The organism is Mycobacterium sp. (assembly GCF_035314665.1).
In the GTDB taxonomy this organism is placed as follows: Bacteria; Actinomycetota; Actinomycetes; order Mycobacteriales; family Mycobacteriaceae; genus Mycobacterium.
On the sequence record NZ_DATFZD010000412.1, the window covers coordinates 1 to 24,526 of the forward strand.

Consider the following 24,526-nt stretch of genomic DNA (forward strand, 5'->3'; position numbering starts at 1 on the left):
GGGCGACGGTCATCTTGTGCAGCTCGGTGGCGCCGTCGGCGATGCCCAGCGACTCGGCGGCCACCATCATCTTGACGAACGGCATCTCGTCGGAGACACCGAGTGCGCCGTGCAGGTGCAGCGCCCGCTGCGCGACGTCGTGCAGCACCTGGGGCATGGCGACCTTGACTGCGGCGATGTCGCGGCGCACCTTCTGGTAGTCGTGGTGCCTGTCGATCAGCCACGCGGTGCGCAGCACCAGCAGCCGGAACTGCTCGATCTGGATCCAGCTGTCGGCGATCTTCTCCTGGGTCATCTGGAGGTCCGAGAGCTGGCCGTGTCGGGTCTTGCGTGACACGGCGCGCTCGCACATCATGTCGAAGGCCTTGCGCGCCAACGCGATGGTGCGCATCGCGTGGTGGATGCGACCCCCGCCGAGGCGGGTCTGCGCGATCATGAACGCCTGGCCCTCACCGCCCAGCACGTGGTCGGCCGGCACCCGGACGTCGTTGTAGCGGACGTAGCCGTGCGAGCCGTACCTGCTCGACTCGCCGCCCACCCCGACGTTGCGAATGATCTCGATGCCCGGCGTCTCGCCCGGCACGATGAACAGCGACATCTTGTCGTACGTGCGGGCGTCGGGCTTCGTCACGGCCATCACGATGAAGAACGATGCGTGCCGGGCGTTGCTGGAAAACCACTTCTCCCCGTTGATGAGCCAATCGTCACCGTCGCGGGTCGCGGCCGTCACGAACATGCCGGGGTCGGAGCCGCCCTGTGGTTCGGTCATCGAATAGCAGGAGGTGATCTCGCCGTCGAGCAGCGGCTGCAGGTAGCGCGCCTTCTGCTCGTCGGTGCTGAACAGCGCGAGGATCTCGGCGTTTCCCGAGTCGGGCGCCTGGCAGCCGAACACCGACGGCGCCCAGCGGGAGCGCCCGAGGATCTCGTTGAGCAGCGCGAGCTTGACCTGGCCATAGCCCTGCCCGCCGAGTTCGGGCCCCAGATGCGCGGCCCACAATCCCTGGTCCTTCACCTGCTGCTGCAACGGGCGCAGGATCGCCATCATCTCGGCGTTTTTCTTGTCGTACGGATCGAGCGCGACCAGGTCGAGCGGCTCGAGCTCGTTGACCATGAACTCTTCGACCCAGTCCAGCTTCTGCTGGTACTCGGGGTCCGTTTCGAAATCCCACACGATTTCCGACGCTACTACTCTGGCGTCCGATGACAATCAACACACGTCCGGCGCGCAAAGCCGACGTCACCGAGCTGTCGTACGCGCTGGGCCGCGCGTTCTACGACGACCCGGTGTCGCTATGGATCATGCCCGACGACAAGGCCCGGGCAGCGCACCTGCGGAAATTCTTCGCCACCGTGACCCGCCACCATCACCTCGCCGGTGGCGGCGCCGAGGTGGCCAGCGACGGGTCGACCATCGGCGCGGCGGCGCTGTGGGATCCGCCGGGCCGGTGGAAGCAGTCGGGGCGCGAACAACTGATGATGCTGCCGTCGTTCTTTCTCGGCTTCGGGCCGCGGCTGACAACGGCCCGTAAGCTCGGTGGACTGCTCCAGCAGATGAAGCAGCAACACCCCGAGGAACCGCATTGGTATCTCGCGGTGATCGGCAGCGACACGTCGGTGCGCGGGAAAGGCTATGGGCAGGCCCTGATGCGCTCGAGGCTGGACCGGGTCGACGCCGAGCACGCGCCCGCCTACCTGGAGTCGAGCAAGCCGGAGAACGTGCCGTACTACCAGCGGTTCGGGTTCGAGGTGACCGGCGAGATCGTCGTGCCCAACGGTGGTCCCACCCTGTGGCCGATGTGGCGGGCGCCGCGCTGAACACAGATCCAGGACTTCTTTGAGCCAACTTCCCACCGCTTTACTTGGCCGCTAGGCAACCCTAGGTGGCGCAGGCGCAGCGATCGGCGCCGGCAGCAATACCAGGTCCCAGCCGAATTTTATTGCCGCAGGGGCAAGTCTCGGCACCGATGACACCGGACCGCTGATCGGAGAGCAGAGTTGCTGCAGGGCAACGGGAAAAGTGCGGCCGACCTGCGCCAGGTTGGTACCGGCGTCGGCGGCACGGAGGTAAGCCTCCCAGAAGTCGGTCGTCGTCTGCGGGTCGAGACTTGTCATGATGGTCTCCTCGGTTGTGGTGGTGCATGTCACAGATCCTCGTTGACCTCCAACGCATTACACGACGAGCGGGTGAAGCCGGTTCGCCAATGTGACGAGTCACTCGCAGCTGGCGAGTCGCTATTCAGCGTTGACCGCTGACGTCTTGGTCGTGTCGTGCAGGGTCGCCCGGAATTGCATTGCCCGGTAAGGCCATCCGTGCGCGGTGTTCCACTGCGACACCACCAGGCCGACGCCGCCCGCGACATCAAGTTTCGAGCCTGGCAGGACGTATCCGACGTAGAGCTGCGCGACCCGGTTGTTGGCGTGATCTTCGGCGTCCCATTCGGACCCGACGACCGGCAACTGCAGCGGCGCATCGTGCACAGCGTGCAGGTAGAGCGTGTCGCCCACCCGCAGTAGATCGGACGGGATCACCGTGCCGATGCTGCGGCGCGGCCTGCCGGACTTGCCGGTGCGGTGCTCGTAGCGCCACAGTTGGTGTGCGTACTCGGGATCGCTACCGGCGGCGCGCTGGTAGCTGATCGGGTGATTGGCGTCGCCGGTGCCGATCAGGATGACCGGCGAACGCCAGTCGCTGTGGCCAACGCTGTTGCCGGAGAAGGTGTCTCCGAACACCGACACCCACGTCCCGTTCGGCGCGATTACCGACGCGCCCAGGTCGGTGCATGTCACGCCCCATCGGTCGGTGAGGCCGGGGCCGGTGATGTCGGCCAGCTTGCCGTCCTTGCGACGCGAGGTAGCCATGGCACCATCATGGCCCCGCGGCTAGGCCTCGGAGGTATGAGCGGTGTGCACTGACTCAACGGTGTAGAGGTGGGGGTCGAAGCCGTTCGCCAGTTCGGCGCACAGCGCCATGTGTTGCTGCGCGGTGCTGTTCTGCAGCATCGCCTGGAACGCCTCGGCGCTGCGCCATTGCGCGTAGTTGACGACGCGGGTGCCGTCGGTGCTGACGTGAATGTTCGCCGAGATGAACCCATCGATGCGCCGCATCACTTCCTCGGTGGCCGCTGTCAAAAGGTCGGCGAGTTGCCGCGCCCGCTCGGGTTCCACGGTGAACACGTTGATCAGCGTCGCGTGGTCGGCCTGTGGGGTGATGACGCTCATGACTCCTCCTATGTCAGGTTCCTGACTATGATCGTATCATTAATGTAAGGTTCCTGTCATGCAATCCGAGGCGGAACGTTCGGTCGGCTATCTGGTGAAGCGGGTCCAGCAAGCGCTGCGCCGGCGATGCGACGCCGAGCTGAAGCCGACCGGCCTGTCGATGGCGCAGTATGCGGCGTTGCGGGCGCTCGCCGAACACCCGGACGCTTCGGCCGCCGAACTGGCCCGGTTGTGCTTCGTGACGCGGCAGTCTCTGCAAGACCTGCTAACCGGGTTGCGCGCCGCGGGTTTGGTCGAGACCGTGGACGCGCCACCGCGGGGCCGAGCCCGGTCGTTGGGTCTGACCCGCCGCGGATCGCGAAAACTCAAGGCCGCCGATGACGCTGTGTTCGGAGTCGAAGCGCTGATGCTGCAAGGTATTTCGCCTAGCGCGGAGCGGGGCGTCGCGGAGGCTCTACTGCGCTGTGCGCAGAACCTAGAAAGCGCGTGATTACGGGTTGCTGCGCCAGCCGTTGACGCCGATTACGATCATCCGCAGCTGCTTGACCGCGGTTCGCCGGATCTCCTCGATTGCCTCGGCGCTCTGGGCGTCCTCGAATGCCTCGGCGACGACGATCATCGAGTTGACGAACAGCGTTGCCAGCACGTTGAGGTCTTCGGTGCTCCAAGCGTTGAGTCCGGGGAAACGGGCGAGGTCGGTGGCCAGCTCGGAGGTGAGCAGCCGGAACTCGGTGCGGATGGCGTAGCGCAAGACGGTGACGCCACTGGAGCGCTCGCGCCCGATGAAGCGCCAGTGCTCACGACGCTCGGTGACGCTGGCGACGACGATCTCGACGGACGACTCGATCACCCGGTTCGGGTCGAGCTTGCCGGCGCGGGCGCCGCGGAGCATGTCGCGCAAGGTTCGAAACGACTCGTCGATCAGGACCAGCCCGAGGGCGTCCATCGATTCGAAGTGACGGTAGAACGCCGCCGGGACAATCCCGGCTTCCCGAGTCACCTCACGCAGGCTCAGGCCACTGAAACTGCGGTCGTCGAGCAGTTTGAGCGCCGCGGCGATAATGGCCCGCCGGGTTGCCTCTTTGCGCTCCTCGCGGGTCGGCCCTTCGCGGCTATGCCCGCGGCCCGACCGGTGCGGGCGTGAGCTAGGCGTACGACTGTTCACTATGTGAACGCTATCACAGACCTGCGGAAATCCTTGACGAACAGGGCTGCCTGGCCGCATGGTGTACACATGTTCACCCAAACTCTTGCAAAGCGGGTGCTGGGTTCCGACCTGGTCAACCTGCTTACCGGTCCGCACGGCGTCGACCGGTACACCGAACTGCTGGCCCCCACCTGGACGCGCGGGGAGGGCCGCGCGAAGGTCGTCGAGGTGCGGCGGATCACCCCGCGCAGCGTCACCCTCGTGCTGGCCCCCAATGACGCGTTCGCCGACACGGTCAAGGCCGGGCAGTACGTCAACCTCGCCGTCGAGATCGACGGCCGCAGGCACATCCGCTGCTATTCGCCGGCCAATACCGAGGGCAGTTCGCATCTGGAGCTGACGATCGGACAGCACGACGGCGGACTGGTCTCGACATTTCTCTACGAGCGGGCCCACCGCGGGATGGTGGTCGGGCTCAGCGGCGTCGGTGGCGACTTCGTGTTGCCGGCGCAACGACCCCGCCGGATTCTGTTCGTCTCCGGCGGCAGCGGCATCACACCCGTCATGGCGATGCTGCGCACGCTGGTCGATGAGGGCCACACCGGCGAAATCGCGTTCGTGCACTACGCACGCAACTCCGCCGAGGCCTGCTACCGCGACGAGCTCGCCGCTATGGCGGGCGTGCGGGTGCTGCACGGCTACACCCGCTCGGCCGACGGCGATCTCGACGGCCGGTTCGGGCCCGAGCACCTGGCGGCCGCGATGCCGTCGCCGGATGCGGTGTTCGTCTGTGGCCCTACGACTTTGATCGACGCCGTCCGCGAGCACTGCGAGAACGTGCACTCGGAGAGCTTCGTGCCGCCGACGCTCGACCTACCCGCGGCGTCGTCAGGCGGACGAGTGTCGTTCGCGGACAGCGGCATTGAGGTGGCTGACGACGGTCGCTCGCTACTCGAGCAGGCCGAATCGGCCGGTCTCACCCCGGAGAGCGGATGCCGGATGGGCATCTGCCACACCTGCACACGCCGCAAAACCTGTGGTGTTGTGCGCAACCTGACCACCGGCGCGGTGTCGACCGCACCCGACGAGGACGTGCAGATCTGTGTGTCCGTGCCCGTCGGCGACATCGATATTGCCCTCTAGAGAAGCTGGAGAAGTTCATGACACAGCCCAAGATCTCCCTGACCCCCGAACAGGCCGATGCTTTCGGCCGTGAACTCGACGCCATCAAGGAACGCGTGATGGCCGACCTCGGCCAGCGCGACGCCGACTACATCCGCCGCGTCATCAAGACGCAGCGTGCCCTGGAAGTCGGCGGGCGCGCCCTGCTGTTCGCCGGCATCCTGCCACCGGCCTGGCTGGCCGGCACCGCGATGCTCGGAGTGGCAAAGATCCTCGACAACATGGAGATCGGCCACAACATCATGCACGGCCAGTACGACTGGATGCGGGACCCAAACATCCGCGGCCGCGACTTCGAATGGGACACCGCGTGCCCGGCCGATCAGTGGCGGCATTCGCACAACTACATGCACCACACCTACACCAATATCGTGGACATGGACCGCGACATCGGCTACGGCATCCTGCGGATGAGCGAGGACCAGCCCTGGAAACCCTACTTCCTGGGCAACCCGGTCTACGCGTTCCTACTGATGGTGCTGTTCCAGTACGGGGTGGCGCTGCACGAATTGGAAACCGAGCGCATCCGCTCCGGTGAGATCCGGCTGGCCGACAAACGCGAAGTCCTGCAGGGCATTTGGCGCAAGACCCGCAAGCAGATGCTGAAGGACTATGTTGCCTTTCCGCTGCTGGCCGGGCCGTTCGCCCCGTTCGTGTTCGCCGGCAACCTGTCGGCCAACCTGATCCGCAACGTCTGGTCGTACATGATCATCTTCTGCGGCCACTTCCCCGATGGCACACAGGAATTCACTGTCGAAGAGACTCGCGACGAGTCACGCGGCATGTGGTTTTTCCGCCAGATTCTCGGTTCGGCCAACCTGACCGGCGGCAAGCTCTTCCACGTGCTGTCTGGCAACTTGTCACACCAGATCGAGCATCACCTGTTCCCGGACATCCCGGCCCGTCGCTACGCCGAGATCGCCCCGGAGGTACAAGAGATCTGCCGGCGCTACGGCATCCCGTACAACTCGGGCTCGCTGCCGAAACAGTTCGGTACCGTCGTGCGCAAGATCGTCAAACTGGCGCTCCCGCCGAAGGATCGGAGCAGCGGCACCGAACCGAAGCGCGCCGACGAGCGGGTAGCCGCCTGAGCGTGGCGACTCATCACCCCAGCTCGTAGGACTCCGGCAACACCCGGAAGAAGTGCCCGGTGCTGGTGTCGGTGCATTTCACCGCGGACTGCTCGGTGCTGCAGGTGATCACACCCCCATGCGGCGTTTGGGCGCCGTTCAGCATCGGGCCGGCATCGCCGACGGTGCCTGGGCTGTAGCCCACGATGGGTGCCTGGCCCCGCATGAGAACGAAGGTGCTGGTGGCGTCCGTCCGGCCCTGCGGGGGCGGCTGCGGTGCCACCCAGCTGTGGTCAGTGACGTCGCACTGCACGAAATTCTTTCCGAGCGAGTGTTGGTCTGTGGGTGGGGAGTTGACCAGGTTGCAGGAGATGTCTCCCGACGGCGTTTGGAACTGCTCGGAGAAGGGGTTCGCGTGCGAAGTCGCCGCGAAGCCGATCGTTGCCGCGGCGATTGCCGCGCACACCCCCGTAATCATCCCGATTTTGCCGACGGCGTTTCGAGTTACGCCGCCGCTTAGTAACGGAACATCGTCATCGCCACCGGGACAGTCACTCGGGTCCACTCTTCTTATGTACCGGCGATCGGTTTCGGCGCCGTTGCTAGATTGTCAAGCTATGGTTACCCTGCCCTCACTGGACGGCGTCGAACACAAGTTCATCGATCTGGGGGGCGGTATCACGATCCACGTCGCCGACGCCGGACCCGCCGACGGGCCGCCGGTAATGCTGGTACACGGGTTTCCGGAGAACTGGTGGGAGTGGCACCAGCTGATCGGCCCGCTGGCCGCCGACGGCTACCGGGTGCTGTGCCCCGACCTGCGCGGCGCTGGGTGGAGTTCGGCGCCGCGCTCGCGCTATCTGAAGAACGACATGGCCGAAGATCTGGCCGTCGTGCTGGACCGGTTGGACCTCGGGCCGGTGAAGTTGGTGGCCCACGACTGGGGTGGGCCGGTCGCGTTCATCATGATGCTGCGGCACCCGGCGAAGGTGACCGGGTTTTTCGGACTCAACACCGCGGCGCCTTACGTGGTGCGTGATCTGTCGATGGTCCGCAATATCTGGCGGTTCTGGTACCAGATCCCGATGTTGCTGCCCGTGATCGGGCCGCGCCTGATCGCAGATTCCAAGGCCCGCTACTTCAGGATGTTGGCGTCGTGGGTTGGCGGCGGATTCAATGTGCCCGAAGAGGACGTCCGGATGTATGTCGAGTGCATGCGTCAGCCGGGGCACGCGGTAGCCGGTTCGCGTTGGTATCGGACCTTTCAGACCACGGAGATGCTGCGTTGGCTGCGAGGCGAATTCGACGATGTCCCGGTCGACGTCCCGGTCCGCTGGCTTAGCGGCACACAGGATCCGGTGCTCACACCCGATCTGCTGGCCGGATATGCCGAGCACATAAGCGATTTCGAAGTCGAGCTGGTCGACGGCGTCGGCCACTGGATCGTGGAGCAGCGGCCGGATCTGGTGCTGGACCGGCTGCGCGGCTTCCTGAAGGCGTGATCTAGCGGCGATACCCAAGCAGCGCAACAGACGCGTGCACGGCGGGCTCGACGATCTCGCGCATGCTGTGCCCGTCCTCGACGGCGAGCGCGGTCAATTCCCGCAGGCCGCCCACCAAGATCACCGCCGATGGCCGGGTCAACGGCGGCAGGCCGGCTTGTTGGAACCCTGCGCTGCCGCTGAGGTTGACCAACAAGCTGGTCAATAGCTGCAAGCCCCGACGCTGGAACGGCCGTGCCGCTGCGTCCAGCGAGGGCATTTCGCGGATCCAGCTCAACGTGATAGCCGGTCGAGCTTCGATGTGGCCGACGTAGGCTTCCACGGCCTGGCGAATCTGGGCCTGCCAGTCCGCGTTCGGATCGACCGCGTCGGCAATTTCCTTGGCCAGGTTTTCGACATCGACATGCAGCAGCTCGAGAAAGCACTGTTCTTTGCTTTGGAACTGGTCGTAGAACGTGCGCTTCGATGTGCGGGCGTGACGGACGATGTCGGCGACGGTGGAGGCGCGGTATCCGCGCTCGGTTATGGAGGTCGCGAGGCCGTCGAGTAGGCGGCGTCGGAACGGATCGATATCGACGGGCTTATCGATGGACTTAGCAGAAGCCGCGTCGTCAGCGACGGTTTTCGCCACGTCGCCTCCTTCTGGTGGATCCCAGCCGGATCAGGGTCTTGCCAGTACTTGGTACCAAAGAGTACCGTACTCCAATAGACCTTTGGTACCACGCAGTACCAAATCGATGTGGGGAGTGCACAGCGATGAGCACCATCGACACCCAAGCGGCCCCGGCGCCGCCCGCGATCAAATTGCCCCCGACGCCGCCGATTCCAAAGGCCTTGCAGGGCGCCGCATTCTCTATCTCGCGCCGGTGGACCGCGCGGCAGATGGCCCGCCGCTACGGCGATGTCTTCATGCTCAGCGTTCCGGTCTACGGCCCAATCGTGGTGGTGGCGAATCCGCAACTGGCCAAGCAGGTTTTCACCACCAGCCCGGACGTGCTCGGCAACATAAAGCCCAACCTCAGCCGGCTACTCGGGTCGGGCTCGGTGTTCGCGCTCGACGGCGACGAGCACCGACAGCGGCGCCGCCTGTTGGCGCCGCCCTTCCACGGCAGGAGCATCAAGAACTACGAGACCATCATCGAAGAAGAGACGCTGCGCGAAATCGCCGGCTGGCCCGAGGGGACCCCATTCGCGACGCTGCCGTCGATGATGCGGATCACGCTCAACGCAATCCTGCGTGCGGTCTTCGGTGCCGAAGGCGCCGAGCTCGATGAGCTCCGGCGGATCCTGCCGCCATGGGTCACGCTGGGCTCCCGGCTGGCGGTAGTGCCCAAGCCGAAGCGAACCTACGGCCGCTACTCCCCGTGGGGCCGGTTGGTGGAGTGGCGGCGCCGCTACGACATCGTGATCGACAAGCTCATCGCAGATGAGCGGGCAGATCCGGCCTTCGAAAAGCGGAACGACGTGCTGGCGCTGATGTTGCGTAGCACCTACGAGGACGGTTCGGCCATGTCGCGCAAGGACATTGGCGACGAGCTACTGACGCTGCTGGCGGCCGGACATGAAACCACCGCTGCCACCCTGGGGTGGGCGTTCGAAAGGGTAACCCGGCACCCCGATGTGCTCGCCGCACTGGTTGCCGAGGCCGACACCGACGACAACGAATTGCGGCAGGCGACGATCCTCGAGGTGCAGCGCAGCAGAACGGTGATCGATTTCGCCGGCCGCCACGTCTATGCGCCCGTCTATGAAATCGGCGAGTGGGCCATTCCCCATGGGTCGTCGATTCTTGTGAGCATCGGGCGCATGCACGCCAACCTCGATGCGTTTCCCGACCCGGACCGCTTCGATCCGCAGCGCTTCGTCGGCTCCAAGCCGCCCAGCTTCGCCTGGATCCCGTTCGGCGGTGGCACCCGGCGCTGCGTGGGAGCGGCATTCGCCAACGTGGAGATGGATGTGGTGCTGCGAACGGTGTTGCGCCACTTCACTATCGAGACCACCACCGCGCCAGGGGAGAAGTACCATTCTCGCGGCGTTACCTTTACCCCGAAGGACGGCGGCAGGATCGTGGTCCACCGGCGTTAAGATCGGCGGTCATGACCGCTAACGCCAACCAGCTCGTGGACGCGATGAACGGCGCCCTGGGATCGACGATCCCGATTGCGGACAAGATGGGCGTGAAGGTCGTCGAGGCTCGGCCCGGTTTCGCCGCCACGACCGTCCCGGCCGAAGGCAACGGGAACCACTTCGGCGTCATCTACGCGGGCGTGCTGTTTACCGTGGCCGAGGTCCTCGGCGGGATCATCCCGCTGATCACCTTCGACCGCACCAAGTACTTCCCGCTGGTCAAAAACCTCGACATCCAATTCGTCGCGATGGCGAAATCCGATGTGCGGGCGCAAGCCACCCTCGACGACGAAACGATCGCGCGCGTCGAAGCCGAAGCGGCCCAACGCGGTAAGGCCGATTTCACGCTGGAGGCGGTGGTGACCGACGCCGACGGCAAAACGGTCGCCACCACACGCGGCCTGTATCAGTTGCGCGCGATCGGGAACTAGCGGTCGGCAGCGGCCCGTCGCGGCAGCTTCCAGCCCGGCCTGATGAAGTGGCAGGTGTACCCGGTGGGGTAGCGCTCTAGGTAGTCCTGGTGCTCGGGCTCGGCCTCCCAGAAATCGCCGGCGGGGCTGACTTCGGTCACCACCTTGCCGGGCCACAAACCGGAGGCCTCGACGTCGGCGATGGTGTCGAGCGCAACGCGCTTCTGCTCCTCGTCGACATAGAAGATCGCCGAGCGGTAGCTGGCCCCGATGTCGTTGCCCTGCCGGTTCTTCGTGGTCGGGTCATGGATTTGGAAGAAGAATTCCAGCAGCGTCCGGAAGTCGGTGCGTGCCGGGTCATAGGTGATCTCGATGGCTTCGGCGTGGGTGCCGTGATTGCGGTAGGTCGCATTCGGAACGTCGCCGCCGGTGTAGCCGACCCTGGTCGCGACCACGCCGGGCTGCTTGCGGATCAGGTCCTGCATACCCCAAAAGCAGCCGCCGGCCAGTATCGCTTTGTCGTAGTCCGTCATCTGATCGATTATCCACTTACTCGACAAAACCCAATAGAACGTGTTCTAGTTTCTTGCGTGAAGCAGGTGTTTGGCCGCGACGAGCTGGCGGCCGCGTTCGAGACGTTCGAGCAGACGGTGGCCCGCGCCGCGGAGGCGAAGAACTGGGACGATTGGGTGCAGCACTACACCGCAGACGTCGACTACATCGAGCATGCCGCGGGCACCATGAAGGGCCGCGAACAGGTGCTCGCCTGGATCCGCGAGACGATGTCGACCTTCCCGGGAAGCCACATGACCGCGTTTCCGGCGCTGTGGTCGGTCATCGACGAGCCGACCGGGCGGATCATCTGCGAGCTGGACAACCCGATGCGCGACCCCGGCGACGGCACCATCATCAGCGCGACGAACATTTCGATCATCACCTACGCCGGCGACGGCCAGTGGTGCCGGCAAGAAGACATCTACAATCCGCTGCGTTTTCTGCAGGCGGGGATCAAGTGGTGCAAGAAAGCCGAGGCGTTGGGCACGCTCGACGACGACGCCGCCCGGTGGTTGCGTCGGTACGGAGGTTCAGCGTGAGCGCACCCAAGCTGGTCATCGGCGCAAACGGGTTCTTGGGCTCGCATGTCACCCGCCAACTCGTCGCTAGTGGCGCCGACGTGCGTGCGATGGTGCGCCCGACCGCCAACACCCGCAGCATCGACGATCTCGAGGTCACCCGATTCCACGGTGACGTCTTCGACACCGACACCGTGCGCCAGGCGATGGACGGTTGCGCCGAGGTGTACTACTGCGTCGTCGACACCCGGGCGTGGCTGCAAGACCCGTCACCGCTGTTTCGGACCAACGTCGAGGGACTGCGCAACGTGCTCGACGTCGCCGTCGAAAAGCCAATCGCCGCAACGCTGCATCGTTTCGTGTTCACCAGCAGCTATGCGACGGTGGGCCGTCGGCGCGGCCACGTGGCTACCGAAGACGACCAGATCGACCACCGTGGGCTCACCCCCTACGTCGAGTCGAGGGTCCAGGCCGAGGAGATGGTGCTGCGCTACGCGTCGGAGAAAGGTCTGCCCGCCGTCGCCATGTGCGTCTCGACGACCTACGGCCGCGGTGACTGGGGCCGCACGCCGCACGGCGCGTTCATCGCCGGCGCGGTCTTCGGCAAGCTGCCTTTTCTGATGAACGGCATCCAGCTGGAGGTTGTCGGCGTCGACGACGCGGCCACGGCGATGCTGATGGCTGCCGAAGGCGGCCGCAATGGCGAGCGGTATCTGATTTCGGAACGGATGATGCCGCTGAAAGAGGTCGTCAAGATCGCGGCCGACGAAGCCGGTGTGCCGCCGCCGCGGCGGTCGATCTCGGTGCCGGCGCTCTACGGGCTGGGCGCGCTGGGCAGCCTGCGAGCCCGGCTGACCGGTAAGGATGCCGAACTGAGCCTGGCGTCGGTGCGGATGATGCGGGCTGAAGCCCCCGTCGATGCCAGCAAGGCCCGCCGCGAACTGGGTTGGGAGCCAAGGCCGGTCGAGGAATCCATCCGGGAGGCCGCACGGTTCTGGGCCGACCTGAAGAACGCCCGGCAAAACAGTAAGGCCGCGCCAACCGAGTAGGTCGGAATCGCCCTTAACTTAACTACGCCGGACTCTCCGCGTGTCTTATGTAGCTGAAGTGTTTTTTGTTACATAGTGTGACGCATGGTGAATGTGTGGTCCTCCCGCACTGAAACACGTCACCCGGCGCTGCTTCGTCACGATCGCGTTTTGGCGGCGAGGTAGCGGTGACGACGACTTCACCGGCCAGGACCCGGCTCACCGACTACGTTCGTGACCAGCTCGAGCCCCCGCTGGCGACGATCGGCGGCTTCGCGCAGATGTGCGTGCTTTCCGGAAAAGCGTTGTTCCGGAAGCCGTTTCACTGGCGGGAGTGCATCGTCCAATGCTGGTTCATCACCAGAGTCGCGATACTGCCCACGATCGCGGTCTCGATACCGCTGACCGTCCTGATCGTGTTCACGCTCAACACCTTGCTGGCGGCATTCGGCGCCGCCGACATCTCCGGTGCGGGCGCGGCGCTGGGCGCGGTCACCCAGCTGGGTCCGCTGACCACCGTGTTGGTGGTGGCCGGCGCCGGGTCGACCGCCATCTGCGCCGACCTGGGTGCGCGCACCATCCGTCAGGAAATCGACGCGATGGAGGTGCTCGGCATCGACCCCATCCACCGGCTGGTGGTGCCGCGGGTGGTGGCGGCGACCGTCGTCGCCACGCTGCTCAACGGAACCGTCATCACCATCGGTTTGGTCGGCGGCTTCGTCTTCGGTGTCGGTCTGCAGAACGTCTCGGGCGGCGCATATCTCGCCACGCTGACCCTGGTCACCGGTTTACCGGAAGTGATCATCGCGACCGTCAAGGCCGCGATATTCGGAACGATCGCGGGCCTGGTGGGCTGCTACCGCGGACTGACCACAAAGGGCGGGCCCAAAGGAGTGGGCGTCGCCGTCAACGAGACGCTGGTGTTGTGTGTGCTTGCGCTGTTCGCGGTCAACGTGGTCCTGACGACCATCGGTGTGCGGTTCGGGACGGGCCGCTGACGTGGCTAATGTTTCAGCGGCCGCTGTTGTACGGGCGCGGTTTCCGCGCGCTGTCGAGAGCTTCAACCACTATGCCGGCGGCGCGGTGCGCGGGCTCAACAAGGCCGGACACCTCACCAGGTTCGCCATTGTCGGCGGCTGGTCGATCGGGTGGGCGCTGCGCCATTATCGCAGGGAGACACTGCGACTGATCGCCCAGATCGGCATGGGCACCGGTGCGATGGCCGTCGTCGGCGGGACCGCGGCGATCGTCGGTTTCGTCACGCTGTCCGGCGGCTCGCTGATCGCGATCCAGGGCTTCGCATCGCTGGGCAACATCGGCGTCGAAGCATTCACCGGGTTCTTCGCCGCGTTGGCCAACGTCCGCGTGGTCACGGCGGTGGTGACCGGCGTCGCGCTCGCGGCCACCGTCGGTGCCGGCGCGACCGCGGAGCTGGGAGCCATGCGGATCAGCGAGGAGATCGACGCGCTCGAGGTGATGGGCATCAAGTCCGTCGCGTTCCTGGTGTCGACCCGGCTGATGGCGGGGTTGGTCGTGGTCGTCCCGCTGTATGCGATGGCGCTCGTCATGTCCTTCGTGTCGGGCCAGGTTGTGACGACGCTGTTCTACGGCCAGTCGGTGGGCACCTACGAGCATTACTTCCAAACATTCCTGCGCGTCGAGGATGTGTTCTGGTCGGGGGCAGAAGTCATCGTGATGGCCGTGATCGTGATGATCACCCACTGCTACTACGGATACAACGCCAGCGGCGGGCCGGTCGGCGTGGGAGAAGCCGTGGGCCGGTCGATGCGCTTCTCGCTGGTCTCAACGGTGATCGTTGTCCTGTTGACCTCGCTCGCGCTGTACGGCGTCGATCCGAACTTCAACCTCACGGTGTAGCCGCGATGGCGATGCCCAAAAAAGCGCAGAAGATACGCAAGCCCAGAACGTGGCCCGACACCGTGGCGGGCATCGGGTTACTGCTGGCATGCGCGCTGGTAATTGCGTTGGTATACGGGCAGTTTCGCGGGGACTTCACTGCCAAGACCCAGCTGACCATGTTGGCCACCCGTGCCGGTTTGGTGATGGATCAGGGGTCGAAGGTCACCTACAACGGCGTGAGCATCGGTCGGGTGGCCGGCATTTCCGAAGTTGAGCATGACGGCAAGCCGGCGGCCAGGTTGACGCTTGACGTGGACCCGAATTACGTCGACCTCATCCCGGCCAACGTGATCGCCAAAATCCAGGCGACCACGGTATTCGGCAACAAGTACGTGTCGCTCACTTCGCCGAAAGATGCTTCACCGCGACGGATCACATCCGAGAACCTGATCGACGCGACATCGGTGACGACGGAGTTCAACACCGTATTCGAGACGATCATCCAGATCGCCGAGAGTGTTGACCCGGTCAAGGTGAATCTCACGCTCAGCGCTGCCGCGCAAGCGCTGAGCGGGTTGGGTAACAAATTCGGGCAGTCGATCGTGAACGGCAACAAGATTCTCGACGACGTGAATTCGAAGATGCCGACGATCCGTCACGACATTCGGCAGATCGCGGCGCTCGGCAACGTCTATGCGAACGCCGCGCCGGATCTGTTCAATGCCCTCAGCAATGCGGTCATCACCGCGCGCACCCTCAACCGCCATCAGGCCGAACTGGACGCGGCATTGTTGGCCGCGCTCGGCTTCGCCAACACCGGCGACGACATTTTCACCCGCGCTCGGCCGTATCTGGAACGTGTGCTGGCCGATCTCGGGCCGACCACCCGCCTGCTCGACGCCTACAGCCCCGAGGTGTTCTGCACCGTTCGGAACTTCGCCAATGTCGCCCCCAAAATCGCGGCAGTCGAAAGCGGCAACCACTACGCAGCGCAGCTCGGCGCGGCGATCGCGGGGTCGGAAAACCCGTATGTGTATCCGGATAATCTGCCCCGGGCAAATGCCAGAGGCGGGCCCGGGGGCGCGCCGGGTTGCTGGCAGCCGATCACCCGCGACCTCTGGCCCGCGCCGTATCTGGTGATGGACTCCGGTAACAGCATCGCGCCCTACAACCACTTCGAACTCGGTCAGCCGCTGGCGAGCGAGTACGTATGGGGACGCCAGTACGGGGAGAACACGATCAACCCATGAAAATCACCGGAACGGTTATTCGACTCGCTGTCGTCGTCTCCGTGCAATTGTTGTTCACCGCAATCATTGTCGTGGTTTTCGGCCAGGTGCGCTTCGACCGCACCAACAGCTATTCCGCCGAGTTCAGCAACGCCAGCGGCTTGCGCGCCGGCCAATTCGTCCGTGCCTCAGGCGTGGAGGTCGGCAAGGTCAAGAAGGTGGATCTGGTCGAGGGAGACAAGCGGATACGCGTCGACTTCTCCATCGATCGCACGGTACAGCTGTCCCAGGCGACCACCGCCCAAATTCGCTACCAGGACTTGATCGGCAACCGCTACCTGGAAATCGAGCGCGGGACCGGAGAGGGCACCGACCGAGTCCTGCCGCCCGGCGGCTTCATTCCGCTCGCACGAACACAGCCGGCCCTGGATCTCGACGCGCTCATCGGCGGTTTCAAACCACTGTTTCGGGCACTCGATCCGCAGAAGGTGAACACGATCGCCACGTCGATCATCACCGTCTTCCAGGGCGAAGGCGGCACCATCAACGACATCCTCGACCAGACCGCGCAACTGACTTCACGTCTGGCCGAAAGCGATCATGCGATCGGTGAGGTGATCGCGAACCTGAACACGGTGCTGGACACGACGGTTAAGCATCGAAAACAGTTCGACGACACGGTCAATAACTTTGAATTGCTCATTACCGGTTTGAAGGAGCGGGCCGACCCGCTGGCCGCCGGCACCGCGCACATCAGCAACGCCGCAGCGACGGTGGCTGACCTGCTGGCCGACAACCGGGCCCTGGTGCGCGACACCGTGACCCGATTAGAAACCGTCGCAACGCCGCTCGTCGACCAACGAGACAGGGTCGGCGGCATACTGACCAAGCTGCCCAGCGCGTTCAATCTGATCGGCCGCGCCAGTGGCATCTACGGTGACTTCTTCAACTTCTATCTCTGCGATCTGTCGATCAAGATCAACGGACTGCAGCCCGGCGGCCCGGTTCGCTCGGTCAAGCTGTTCCAGCAGCCGACGGGTCGGTGCATGCTGCAATGAGATCACTGGAACCCGCAAACCGGGTGCGCGTCGGAGCCTTGGCCATCGCGGTGGTCGTGCTCGTTGTTGGTGTGGGCCAAAGCTTTAGCAGCCTGCCGATGTTGTTCGCCACGGCCAGCTACTATGGGCAATTCACCGATTCGGGCGGATTGAACAAGAACGACAAGGTCCGCATCATCGGCATGGACGTCGGCACGGTGCAGGACGTCAAGATCGACGGCGACCACGTCGTGATGAAGTTCACGACGGGGACGCGGACCATCGGCACCGAGAGCCGGCTGGCGATCAAGACCGACACCATCCTGGGCAAAAAGGTGCTCGAGGTCGAGCCCAGGGGCACCCAGCCGCTGCGGCCGAACGGTACGTTGCCGCTCGGTCAAAGCACCACGCCGTATCAGATTTACGACGCGTTCTTCGACGTCACCAAGGCCGCTGCCGGCTGGAACATTGAGACGGTCAAGAAGTCATTGAATGTGTTGTCGCACACCATCGATCAGACCTACCCGCATCTGAGTTCGGCCCTCGACGGGGTAGCCAAGTTCTCCGACACCCTCGGCAAACGCGACGCGCAACTCAAGCACCTGCTCACCGAGGCCAGGAAGGTGGCAGGCGTCCTCGGCGACCGCAGTAACCAGATCAACGCGCTGCTGGTGAACGCCGAGGAGCTGTTGGCCGCATTCAACGAACGCGGCCGGGCCATTCAGGCGCTGCTGGTGAACGTCTCGGCATTTTCAGCCCGGGTGCGCGGGCTGATCAACGACAACCCCAACCTGCACCATCTGTTGGAGCAACTCAGCACCGTCACCGACGTCCTGGTCGCGCACAAAAATGACCTTGTCACCATGCTGACCACGCTGCGCAACTACACCGCGGCGCTCAGTGAAGCGGTCGGTTCCGGACCGTACTTCAAGGTGATGATCGCCAACCTGCTGCCATATCAAATCATGCAGCCCTGGGTCGACGCGGCGTTCAAGAAGCGGGGGATCGACCCGGAAAACTTCTGGCGCAGCGCTGGATTGCCGGCATTCCGGTGGCCCGACCCGAATGGCACCCGGTTCCCCAACGGTGCGCCGCCGGCGGCGCCGCCGGTGCTGGAAGGAACCCCGGATCGTCCGGGACCGGCCGTGGCGCCGGGCTCGCCGTGCTCGTACACGCCACCGCCCGAAATGTCGCCGCGGCCGGGCAATCCGATGCCCTGCGCGGGTGTCGATCAGGGGCAAGGTCCGTTCGGCCCTAACGGCCCGTATCCGGCCTTGCCCGACGTGCTTTCGTCGCCGCCGAACCCGAGTGGTCCGCCGGCGGCGCCGGGCATCCCGATCGCCGGGCGACCCGGGGCTCCGGCACCCGCCGTGCCGGGCACACCGGTGCCGTTGCCGCCCAAGGCACCGCCGGGCGCCCGCACCGAAGGCTTGCAACCAGCGGGCCCGCTTCCGCCGCCGTCGACGTTCGCGCCCGGGCTGCCACCCGGACCCCCGGCGCCGCCGGGCCCCGGCCCACAGCTGCCGGCCCCATTCATCACGCCCGGCGGGACCGGAGGGTAGCGGCCGATGAGCACGATCTTCGATATCCACAAGGTACAGTTGCCACACCTGTCGAGGGCCGCGGTGATCATCGGATCACTAGTTGTGGCAAGCGGTTTGGTCGCTGCCTTTGTGGGTTGGCAGCTCTACCAGAAGCTGACCAACAACACCGTCACCGCCTATTTTCCCGCGGCCGATGCGCTCTACGCCGGGGACAAGGTCGTGATCATGGGAATCCGGGTCGGCGCGATCGACAAGATCGAACCCGCCGGCGACAAGATGAAGGTGACCTTCCACTACCGCAACAAGTACAAGGTGCCCGCCAACGCATCGGCGGTGATCCTCAACCCGACGCTGGTGGCCTCACGGAGCATTGAGTTGGAGCCGGCGTATAAGGGCGGACCGACCCTGCCCGACGACGCGGTGATCCCGGAAGAGCGCACCCAGGTGCCGGTGGAGTGGGACGACCTGCGCAACGACATCACCCACATCATCTCCAACCTCGGCCCTACTAAGGAGCAGCCCAAGGGACCCTTCGGCGACATCATCGAATCCTTCGCTGACGGGTTGTCGGGCAAGGGAGAGCAAATCAACAGAACGTTGGACAGCCTGTCGACCGCCCTGACAACGCTGGACGAAGGTCGCGGCGATTTCTTCGCGGTGCTGCACAGTCTGGCGTTGTTCGTCAACGCGTTGCATCAAGATGACCAGCAGTTCGTTGCGTTGAACAAGGACCTGGCCCAATTCACTAACAACCTCAGCAGCTCAGATCAGCCCGCCGCCAACGCGATACAGCAGACCGACGAGCTGCTCTTCACTGCTCGCAAATTCTTGACTGAAAACCGCGACGTGTTGGTGCACGACGTCAACAACCTCTCGGAGGCGACGACCGCGATCGTGCAACCGACGGGTCGAGATGGCTTGGAGACTGCGCTGCACATATTGCCGCACATGGCCGCCAATGTGCTGGCGATCTATGAACCGGCACACGGCTCGCTGACGGGCGCACCCGCGATTGTCAACTTCGCCAACCCATTACAGTTCATCTGCAGCGCAATTCAGGCCGGCAGCCGACTCGGTTACCAAGACTCGGCGGAGTTGTGTGCGCAGTATCTGGCGCCGGTCCTGGATGCGATGAAGTTCAACTATCTGCCGTTCGGCATGAACGTGTTCAGCGCCGCCGACACGTTGCCCAAGAACGTTGCCTACTCCGAGCCGCGACTGCAGCCGCCGCCCGGCTACAAGGACACCACCGTGCCCGGGATCTTCTCGCCGGATACGCAGTGGTCGCACCGCAACTCCGAACCGGGCTGGGTTGTCGCGCCCGGGATGCAGGGGGTGCAGGTGCAGTCGGCCACGGCGAACCTGTTGACGCCGGCGTCGTTGGCCGAACTGATGGGTGGTCCGAACATCGCCCCGCCACCGCCAGGGCAGAACATGGCCGGACCGCCGGACGCCTACAACGAGAACAGCCCGCTGCCACCGCCGTGGTACCCGCAGCCCCTGCCCTCACCGACGGCGGTACCCGCGACGGGACCGGGCCAGTGAGGCGCGCGACGAGCGCGGTACGCGCGAGGAGCAAGCCGAACCGACAGCCAATGAGCGGCGCGATGCGGCTGCTTCGCCAAAGGGTCAGGCAGGCATTGGCTTTGGCGACGACCGGGGCGCTGCTGACGTCCTGTGCGAGTTGGCATGGTATTGCCAATGTCTCGCTGCCCGGCGGCCCGGGCAGCGGTGCCGGGTCCTACGCAATCTACGTGCAGATGCCGAACACTTTGGCGCTCAACGGGAACAGCCGAGTCCTGGTGGCCGATGTCTTTGTCGGCACCGTGCGCGCGATCACCTTGAAGAACTGGGTCGCCACGCTGACCATCGACCTGGAAAAGGGTGTCCGGCTTCCGAAGAATGCCACCGCCAAGATCGGCCAGACCAGCTTGCTGGGCTCGCAGCACGTGGAACTCGCGGCCCCACCGGATCCGTCGCCGGAGCCGCTGAAGGCCGGCGACACGATCCAGCTGAGGAATTCGTCGGCGTATCCGTCGACCGAGCAGACGTTGGCGAGCCTGGCCATGGTGCTGCGCGGCGGCGGACTGCCGAATCTCGAGGTGATTCAGAACGAGGTCTACGACATTCTCGCCGGACGCGCCCAGCAGATCAGGGATTTTCTGGGCAAGCTGAGCACGTTCAGCCGCGAGTTGAATCAGCAGAGCGACGACATCACGGACGCCATCGACTCTACCGACCGGCTGTTGTCGTATGTGGCAACGCGTGCCGACACCCTGGATCAGGTGCTGACCGAATTTCCCCCGTTGGTAAAGCATTTCGCAGACCAACGCGACCTGTTCGCGAACACGGTCGATGCGGTCGGCCGACTCAGTAACGTCACCGATCAGACGTTGTCGGCCTCGCGGGGCAATCTTCATCAGGACCTCCAAGATTTGCAGCGGCCGCTCAAGCAACTCGGCCGCGCCTCACTGTATTTGGTCGACGCGCTCATGCTTCTGCTCTCGCCGCCGTTCGCCATCGACAGCGTCCCGAAGATCGTCCGCGGCGACTACATCAACGTGTCGGGAGCACTGGACCTGACGCTGAGCGCCGTCGACAACGCGGTCTTCACCGGCACCGGATTTTCCGGAGCCTTGCGCGCGCTCGAACAGTCGTGGGGCCGCGACCCCGCGACGATGGTCCCCGACATCCGGTTCACGCCCAACCCGGCCGACGCGCCGATAGAGCGGGGCGAATAGATGCTGACCCGCTTCATCCGGATGCAGTTGGTCGTGTTCGCCGTCCTGACGTTGGCGGCGCTGATCGCACTGGGCTGGTACTATCTGCGTATCCCAAGCCTGCTGGGCGTAGGCCAGTACCAGTTGACGGTGCAGCTGCCGGCGTCGGGTGGTTTGTATCGCACGTCGAATGTGACGTATCGGGGAATCCAGATCGGCAAAGTCACCAAAGTCGAGCCGACGAAAAATGGTGTCAGAGCGACGCTCAGCATCGACAGCCGTTACAAAATTCCGGTCGATGCATCAGCCAATGTGCACTCCGTGTCCGCGATCGGTGAGCAGTACTTGGATCTGGTGTCCACCGGAAACCCGGGAAAGTTCCTCTCGTCCGGACAGACCATCACCAAAGGCACGGTGCCCAGCGAGATAGGCCCGGCGTTGGATGCCGCCAACCGCGGCTTGTCGGCATTACCCAAAGCCAAGATCGCCTCGCTGCTCGACGAAACCGCGCAAGCGGTCGGCGGTTTGGGGCCGGCGCTGCAACGACTCGTCGATTCGACCCAGTCGATCGTCGGTGATTTCCAAGCGAATATCTCCGACGTCAACGACATCATCGAGAACTCCGCACCGATCATCGACAGCCAAGTCGATTCCGGCGATTCGATCGACCGGTGGTCGCATAACCTCAATGTCCTTATCGCCCAGGCCGCGCGCAACGACCAGCATGTGCAAAGCATCCTGTCACAGGCGGCGCCGACCGCCGATCAGGTCAACCAGGTGTTCACCGACGTCCGGGAGTCGCTGCCGCAGACCTTGGCCAACCTCGCGATCGTCGCCGACATGCTGAAGCGCTACAACAAAGGTCTCGAGCAACTGCTGGTGTTCTTGCCGGAGATCGGCTCGGTGGCACAGACGGTGGTCGCGTCAGCCCCAGGTTCCGTGCTGCTGGATCTCAACCTGAACATCAACAATCCGCCGCCATGTCTGACCGGATTTCTGCCGGCATCGGAGTGGCGGGCGCCGGCGGACACCAGCATGGCTCCGTTGCCGGCCGGAACGTATTGCAAGATCCCGCAAGACACTCCGGCGAACGTGGTGCGCGGCGCCCGGAACTATCCGTGCGTCGACGTTCCCGGCAAACGGGCGGCGACCCCGCGGGAATGCCGCGACAACAAGCCTTACGTCCCGTTAGGCACCAACCCGTGGTACGGCGACCCGAATCAGATCCGAAACTGCCCGGCGCCCGGCGCTCGCTGCGATCAACCCGTCGACCCCGGCAAGGTGATACCCGCGCCATCGGTCAACAACGGTCTCAACCCGCTACCGTCAGACCGGCTGCGAGGAACACCACCCCCGATCAGCGATCCGCTCCAGCGGCCCGGATCGGGCACCGTGCAATGCAATGGGCAGCAACCCAATCCGTGTATCTACACGCCGGCCGGCCCAAGTGCCGTCTACATCCCGTCCAGTGGCGAAGTGGTGGGCCCAGACGGGGGCAAGTACACCCTCGAAAACTCACGTCACACAGGAGAGGACGGCTGGAAGGACATGCTGGCGCCCGCCGGCTGACGTCCAGACGCGACCCGACGGACTAGCCTCGGGCGAGTGACGGCCGACCGGTTGCGCGTCGATCTGAGCGGGGCGCCGCAGACGATGCTCGCGACGCTGTACGCGAAGGCGCTGGACGCCGATTTCAAGCGGCCGATTCTGGGTGATCGGTTCGCCAAACAGATCGTGGAACGCATCGACTACGACTGGAAGAAGACCACCATCACCCCGCGCCGCGCGCCGTCGGTGACTACCCGGACCGCGCACTTCGACGCGTGGACCAACCAATTCTTGGCCGCCCATCCGCACGCCGTCGTGTTGCACGTGGGCTGCGGTCTGGACAGCCGGTTCTTCCGGCTGCAGCCGGGTCCGGGTGTCGAATGGTACGACGTCGACTACCCCGAGGTCGCCGCGCTTCGCGCCCGGCTCTACCCGGTCGCCGAGCACTATCATGTCGTCGCCGCCGCGGTCACCGATCCGGGTTGGCTGGCCGACATCCCCGCCGACCGGCCGGCGCTGATGATCGCCGAGGGGCTGACGATGTATCTCACCGAGCAAGACGGCACCGCCCTGCTGCGCAGGGTGGTCGCGCATTTCGGCTCGGGTGAGCTGCAGTTCGACGCGTTCAACTGGCTCGGGATCAAGGCACAGGTGCTCAATACGGTCGTCCGTCGCTCCGGATCCACCTTGCGCTGGGCGATCGACGGGCCCGACGACATCGTCGCGGCGGTGCCCGGGGTGCGGGTGGTGGCCTGGCAGCGGTGGTTCGAGTCGGACACATTCGAAAAGCTGCCGCGCTCAGCCAAGCTGATGGGCAAGGCGATGGCGCTGGTTTCCGCCGTGGCCAACATGTCCCAATATCACCGCTACGCGTTCGGGCTGACCTGACTTTGGCCGCGGCGGGAATCTTGCGGGCCGCACGGTGTTGCACCACCTATCCACCCGTGAGGAGACGTCACCATGACCAGTCGGCCTGTTCTGGAACCCACCGCCGAGCATCCGATCACGATCAACCCGACCCAGGCGCGGGTTGTCGTACGTATCAACGGCGAGGTCGTCGCCGACACACACAACGCGCTGCAGCTGCAAGAGTCCACTTACCCTGCAGTGCAATACATTCCGCTCGAGGACGTCGTCCAGGAGCGGCTCACCCGCACCGACACCAGCACCTATTGCCCGTACAAGGGTGACGCCGGCTACTACAGCGTGACCACCGCCGCGGGAGACACCGTCGACGACGCGATCTGGACCTACGACCAGCCCTACCCCGCGGTGGCGGCGATCGCCGGGTACGTCGCGTTCTATCCCGACAAAGCCGAGATCACCGTCCAGCCCGACTGAATTTGAATTGCCCGGCTCCTCATCGCGCCGCTATCCCGGCGCCCATCGCCGAGTCGGATCACGGCCCGAACAGCTGCGCAGCGAGTTGCGTGTCGCCGTATTCGCGCAACGACGTGATGAGCCCGTCGCGGGTCTCGAAGATGAAGACTGTCGGGCTGTTGTAGCGCACGCCGTCGGTGGTCTCACCGTCGGTCAGCGCCTCGATCACCACGCTCTCGCCGTCGTTGAAGCATTGGATGAAGTCGAGGTCCATTTTGACGCGGCTTTTGCGCCGCTCGAACTCCCGGCGCAGCGCCGCTTTGTCGACCGATTCGCGGCTCTGGATGCTCCAGTAGGTGAAGTCGTGACTCAGCAGCCCGAAGCATTCGTCGATGTCGCCACCGTCGGACAGGCACTGCAAAAACATCCACGCCAGTTCGGCCTGCGGATCGTCGAACGGCGTTGTCATGCGCCGCTCCTCAGCATCGCTTCGCTCTGCATCGTCGCCGG

28 protein-coding genes are annotated in these 24,526 nt (G+C 64.7%); 19 read left to right on the forward strand and 9 right to left on the reverse strand.

The window, feature by feature from the left end; translation table 11 throughout:
* Positions 1-1,171, reverse strand: a 1,171-nt coding sequence (locus tag VKI00_RS29380) for an acyl-CoA dehydrogenase family protein (protein WP_324444515.1), incomplete at its 3' end; no start/stop codon positions are given.
* Between the two features lie 29 nt (positions 1,172-1,200).
* On the opposite strand from VKI00_RS29380, the gene VKI00_RS29385 reads away from it, so the two are divergent.
* Entirely contained in the window at positions 1,201-1,815 is a 615-nt protein-coding gene (locus VKI00_RS29385; RefSeq protein ID WP_324444517.1) for a GNAT family N-acetyltransferase, read from the forward strand.
* Between the two features lie 51 nt (positions 1,816-1,866).
* On the opposite strand, the gene VKI00_RS29390 is transcribed toward VKI00_RS29385, so the two are convergent.
* The 3 genes from VKI00_RS29390 to VKI00_RS29400 all read right to left on the reverse strand — a co-directional run bounded on the left by VKI00_RS29390 (position 1,867) and on the right by VKI00_RS29400 (position 3,219).
* Positions 1,867-2,112, reverse strand: a complete 246-nt coding sequence (locus VKI00_RS29390) for a hypothetical protein (RefSeq protein ID WP_324444519.1) — start codon at positions 2,110-2,112, stop codon at positions 1,867-1,869.
* A 120-nt stretch (positions 2,113-2,232) separates the two neighbouring features.
* Positions 2,233-2,859: a DUF4185 domain-containing protein gene (locus VKI00_RS29395; protein WP_324444521.1), complete on the reverse strand. Its 627-nt coding sequence runs from the start codon at positions 2,857-2,859 to the stop codon at positions 2,233-2,235.
* A 21-nt stretch (positions 2,860-2,880) separates the two neighbouring features.
* Positions 2,881-3,219: an antibiotic biosynthesis monooxygenase family protein gene (locus VKI00_RS29400; RefSeq protein ID WP_324444523.1), complete on the reverse strand. Its 339-nt coding sequence runs from the start codon at positions 3,217-3,219 to the stop codon at positions 2,881-2,883.
* A gap of 58 nt (positions 3,220-3,277) precedes the next feature.
* Between VKI00_RS29400 and VKI00_RS29405 the strand changes: the two genes are divergently transcribed.
* Positions 3,278-3,709 (forward strand): MarR family winged helix-turn-helix transcriptional regulator, encoded by a 432-nt coding sequence (locus tag VKI00_RS29405; protein WP_324444525.1) that lies wholly within the window; start codon positions 3,278-3,280, stop codon positions 3,707-3,709.
* On the opposite strand, the gene VKI00_RS29410 is transcribed toward VKI00_RS29405, so the two are convergent.
* Positions 3,710-4,384: a TetR family transcriptional regulator gene (locus VKI00_RS29410; RefSeq protein WP_324444527.1), complete on the reverse strand. Its 675-nt coding sequence runs from the start codon at positions 4,382-4,384 to the stop codon at positions 3,710-3,712.
* A 69-nt stretch (positions 4,385-4,453) separates the two neighbouring features.
* Here VKI00_RS29410 and VKI00_RS29415 point away from each other — a divergent pair, with 69 nt between their 5' ends.
* Positions 4,454-5,509 carry a ferredoxin reductase gene (locus tag VKI00_RS29415; RefSeq protein ID WP_324444529.1) on the forward strand — a complete coding sequence of 352 codons (1,056 nt, stop codon included), beginning with the start codon at positions 4,454-4,456 and terminating at the stop codon, positions 5,507-5,509.
* A gap of 17 nt (positions 5,510-5,526) precedes the next feature.
* Positions 5,527-6,639 (forward strand): acyl-CoA desaturase, encoded by a 1,113-nt coding sequence (locus VKI00_RS29420; protein WP_324444531.1) that lies wholly within the window; start codon positions 5,527-5,529, stop codon positions 6,637-6,639.
* A 13-nt stretch (positions 6,640-6,652) separates the two neighbouring features.
* Here the strand turns inward: VKI00_RS29420 and VKI00_RS29425 are convergent, their stop codons facing one another.
* Positions 6,653-7,096, reverse strand: coding sequence for a hypothetical protein (locus tag VKI00_RS29425; protein WP_324444533.1), 444 nt, complete (start codon positions 7,094-7,096; stop codon positions 6,653-6,655).
* A 139-nt stretch (positions 7,097-7,235) separates the two neighbouring features.
* On the opposite strand from VKI00_RS29425, the gene VKI00_RS29430 reads away from it, so the two are divergent.
* Positions 7,236-8,120: an alpha/beta hydrolase gene (locus VKI00_RS29430; protein WP_324444536.1), complete on the forward strand. Its 885-nt coding sequence runs from the start codon at positions 7,236-7,238 to the stop codon at positions 8,118-8,120.
* A gap of 1 nt (position 8,121) precedes the next feature.
* Here the strand turns inward: VKI00_RS29430 and VKI00_RS29435 are convergent, their stop codons facing one another.
* Positions 8,122-8,709, reverse strand: a complete 588-nt coding sequence (locus tag VKI00_RS29435) for a helix-turn-helix domain-containing protein (RefSeq protein WP_324444566.1) — start codon at positions 8,707-8,709, stop codon at positions 8,122-8,124.
* Positions 8,710-8,876: 167 nt separating this feature from the next.
* Here VKI00_RS29435 and VKI00_RS29440 point away from each other — a divergent pair, with 167 nt between their 5' ends.
* Positions 8,877-10,205 carry a cytochrome P450 gene (locus VKI00_RS29440; RefSeq protein WP_324444538.1) on the forward strand — a complete coding sequence of 443 codons (1,329 nt, stop codon included), beginning with the start codon at positions 8,877-8,879 and terminating at the stop codon, positions 10,203-10,205.
* Between the two features lie 11 nt (positions 10,206-10,216).
* Positions 10,217-10,678 (forward strand): PaaI family thioesterase, encoded by a 462-nt coding sequence (locus tag VKI00_RS29445; RefSeq protein WP_324444539.1) that lies wholly within the window; start codon positions 10,217-10,219, stop codon positions 10,676-10,678.
* Here the strand turns inward: VKI00_RS29445 and msrA are convergent.
* The gene (msrA, locus tag VKI00_RS29450) at positions 10,675-11,190 is read right to left on the reverse strand and encodes a peptide-methionine (S)-S-oxide reductase MsrA (protein WP_324444540.1); all 516 of its coding nucleotides are present in this window, start codon (positions 11,188-11,190) and stop codon (positions 10,675-10,677) included. The two genes, VKI00_RS29445 and msrA, sit on opposite strands and share 4 nt — an antisense overlap.
* Before the next feature lie 57 nt (positions 11,191-11,247).
* Here msrA and VKI00_RS29455 point away from each other — a divergent pair, with 57 nt between their 5' ends.
* The 12 genes from VKI00_RS29455 to VKI00_RS29510 all read left to right on the forward strand — a co-directional run bounded on the left by VKI00_RS29455 (position 11,248) and on the right by VKI00_RS29510 (position 24,037).
* The gene (locus VKI00_RS29455) at positions 11,248-11,751 is read left to right on the forward strand and encodes a nuclear transport factor 2 family protein (protein WP_324444542.1); all 504 of its coding nucleotides are present in this window, start codon (positions 11,248-11,250) and stop codon (positions 11,749-11,751) included.
* Positions 11,748-12,779: an NAD-dependent epimerase/dehydratase family protein gene (locus tag VKI00_RS29460; protein ID WP_324444543.1), complete on the forward strand. Its 1,032-nt coding sequence runs from the start codon at positions 11,748-11,750 to the stop codon at positions 12,777-12,779. Before VKI00_RS29455 ends, VKI00_RS29460 begins: the two co-directional genes overlap by 4 nt.
* Before the next feature lie 260 nt (positions 12,780-13,039).
* Entirely contained in the window at positions 13,040-13,756 is a 717-nt protein-coding gene (locus tag VKI00_RS29465; protein WP_414687330.1) for an MlaE family ABC transporter permease, read from the forward strand.
* A gap of 1 nt (position 13,757) precedes the next feature.
* Positions 13,758-14,636: an ABC transporter permease gene (locus VKI00_RS29470; RefSeq protein ID WP_324444547.1), complete on the forward strand. Its 879-nt coding sequence runs from the start codon at positions 13,758-13,760 to the stop codon at positions 14,634-14,636.
* Between the two features lie 11 nt (positions 14,637-14,647).
* Entirely contained in the window at positions 14,648-15,868 is a 1,221-nt protein-coding gene (locus VKI00_RS29475; protein ID WP_324444567.1) for an MCE family protein, read from the forward strand.
* A complete protein-coding gene (locus tag VKI00_RS29480) occupies positions 15,865-16,905 on the forward strand; it encodes an MlaD family protein (RefSeq protein WP_324444549.1) in 1,041 nt (346 codons plus the stop codon). The genes VKI00_RS29475 and VKI00_RS29480 overlap by 4 nt, the downstream gene beginning before the upstream one ends.
* Complete coding sequence (locus tag VKI00_RS29485; RefSeq protein ID WP_324444551.1) at positions 16,902-18,446, forward strand: MCE family protein; 1,545 nt, start codon at positions 16,902-16,904, stop codon at positions 18,444-18,446. Before VKI00_RS29480 ends, VKI00_RS29485 begins: the two co-directional genes overlap by 4 nt.
* A 6-nt stretch (positions 18,447-18,452) precedes the next feature.
* Positions 18,453-19,973: a virulence factor Mce family protein gene (locus tag VKI00_RS29490; RefSeq protein WP_324444553.1), complete on the forward strand. Its 1,521-nt coding sequence runs from the start codon at positions 18,453-18,455 to the stop codon at positions 19,971-19,973.
* Between the two features lie 62 nt (positions 19,974-20,035).
* Positions 20,036-21,169, forward strand: a complete 1,134-nt coding sequence (locus tag VKI00_RS29495) for a virulence factor Mce family protein (protein ID WP_324444554.1) — start codon at positions 20,036-20,038, stop codon at positions 21,167-21,169.
* Positions 21,170-22,717 carry an MlaD family protein gene (locus VKI00_RS29500; RefSeq protein ID WP_324444555.1) on the forward strand — a complete coding sequence of 516 codons (1,548 nt, stop codon included), beginning with the start codon at positions 21,170-21,172 and terminating at the stop codon, positions 22,715-22,717.
* A 51-nt stretch (positions 22,718-22,768) separates the two neighbouring features.
* Complete coding sequence (locus tag VKI00_RS29505; RefSeq protein ID WP_324444568.1) at positions 22,769-23,584, forward strand: class I SAM-dependent methyltransferase; 816 nt, start codon at positions 22,769-22,771, stop codon at positions 23,582-23,584.
* 72 nt (positions 23,585-23,656) lie between these two features.
* A complete protein-coding gene (locus VKI00_RS29510) occupies positions 23,657-24,037 on the forward strand; it encodes a DUF427 domain-containing protein (RefSeq protein WP_324444556.1) in 381 nt (126 codons plus the stop codon).
* Positions 24,038-24,095: 58 nt separating this feature from the next.
* Here the strand turns inward: VKI00_RS29510 and VKI00_RS29515 are convergent, their stop codons facing one another.
* On the reverse strand, positions 24,096-24,485 hold the full coding sequence (locus VKI00_RS29515; protein ID WP_324444557.1) for a nuclear transport factor 2 family protein: 390 nt from the start codon (positions 24,483-24,485) through the stop codon (positions 24,096-24,098).
* Positions 24,486-24,526: the final 41 nt, after the last annotated feature.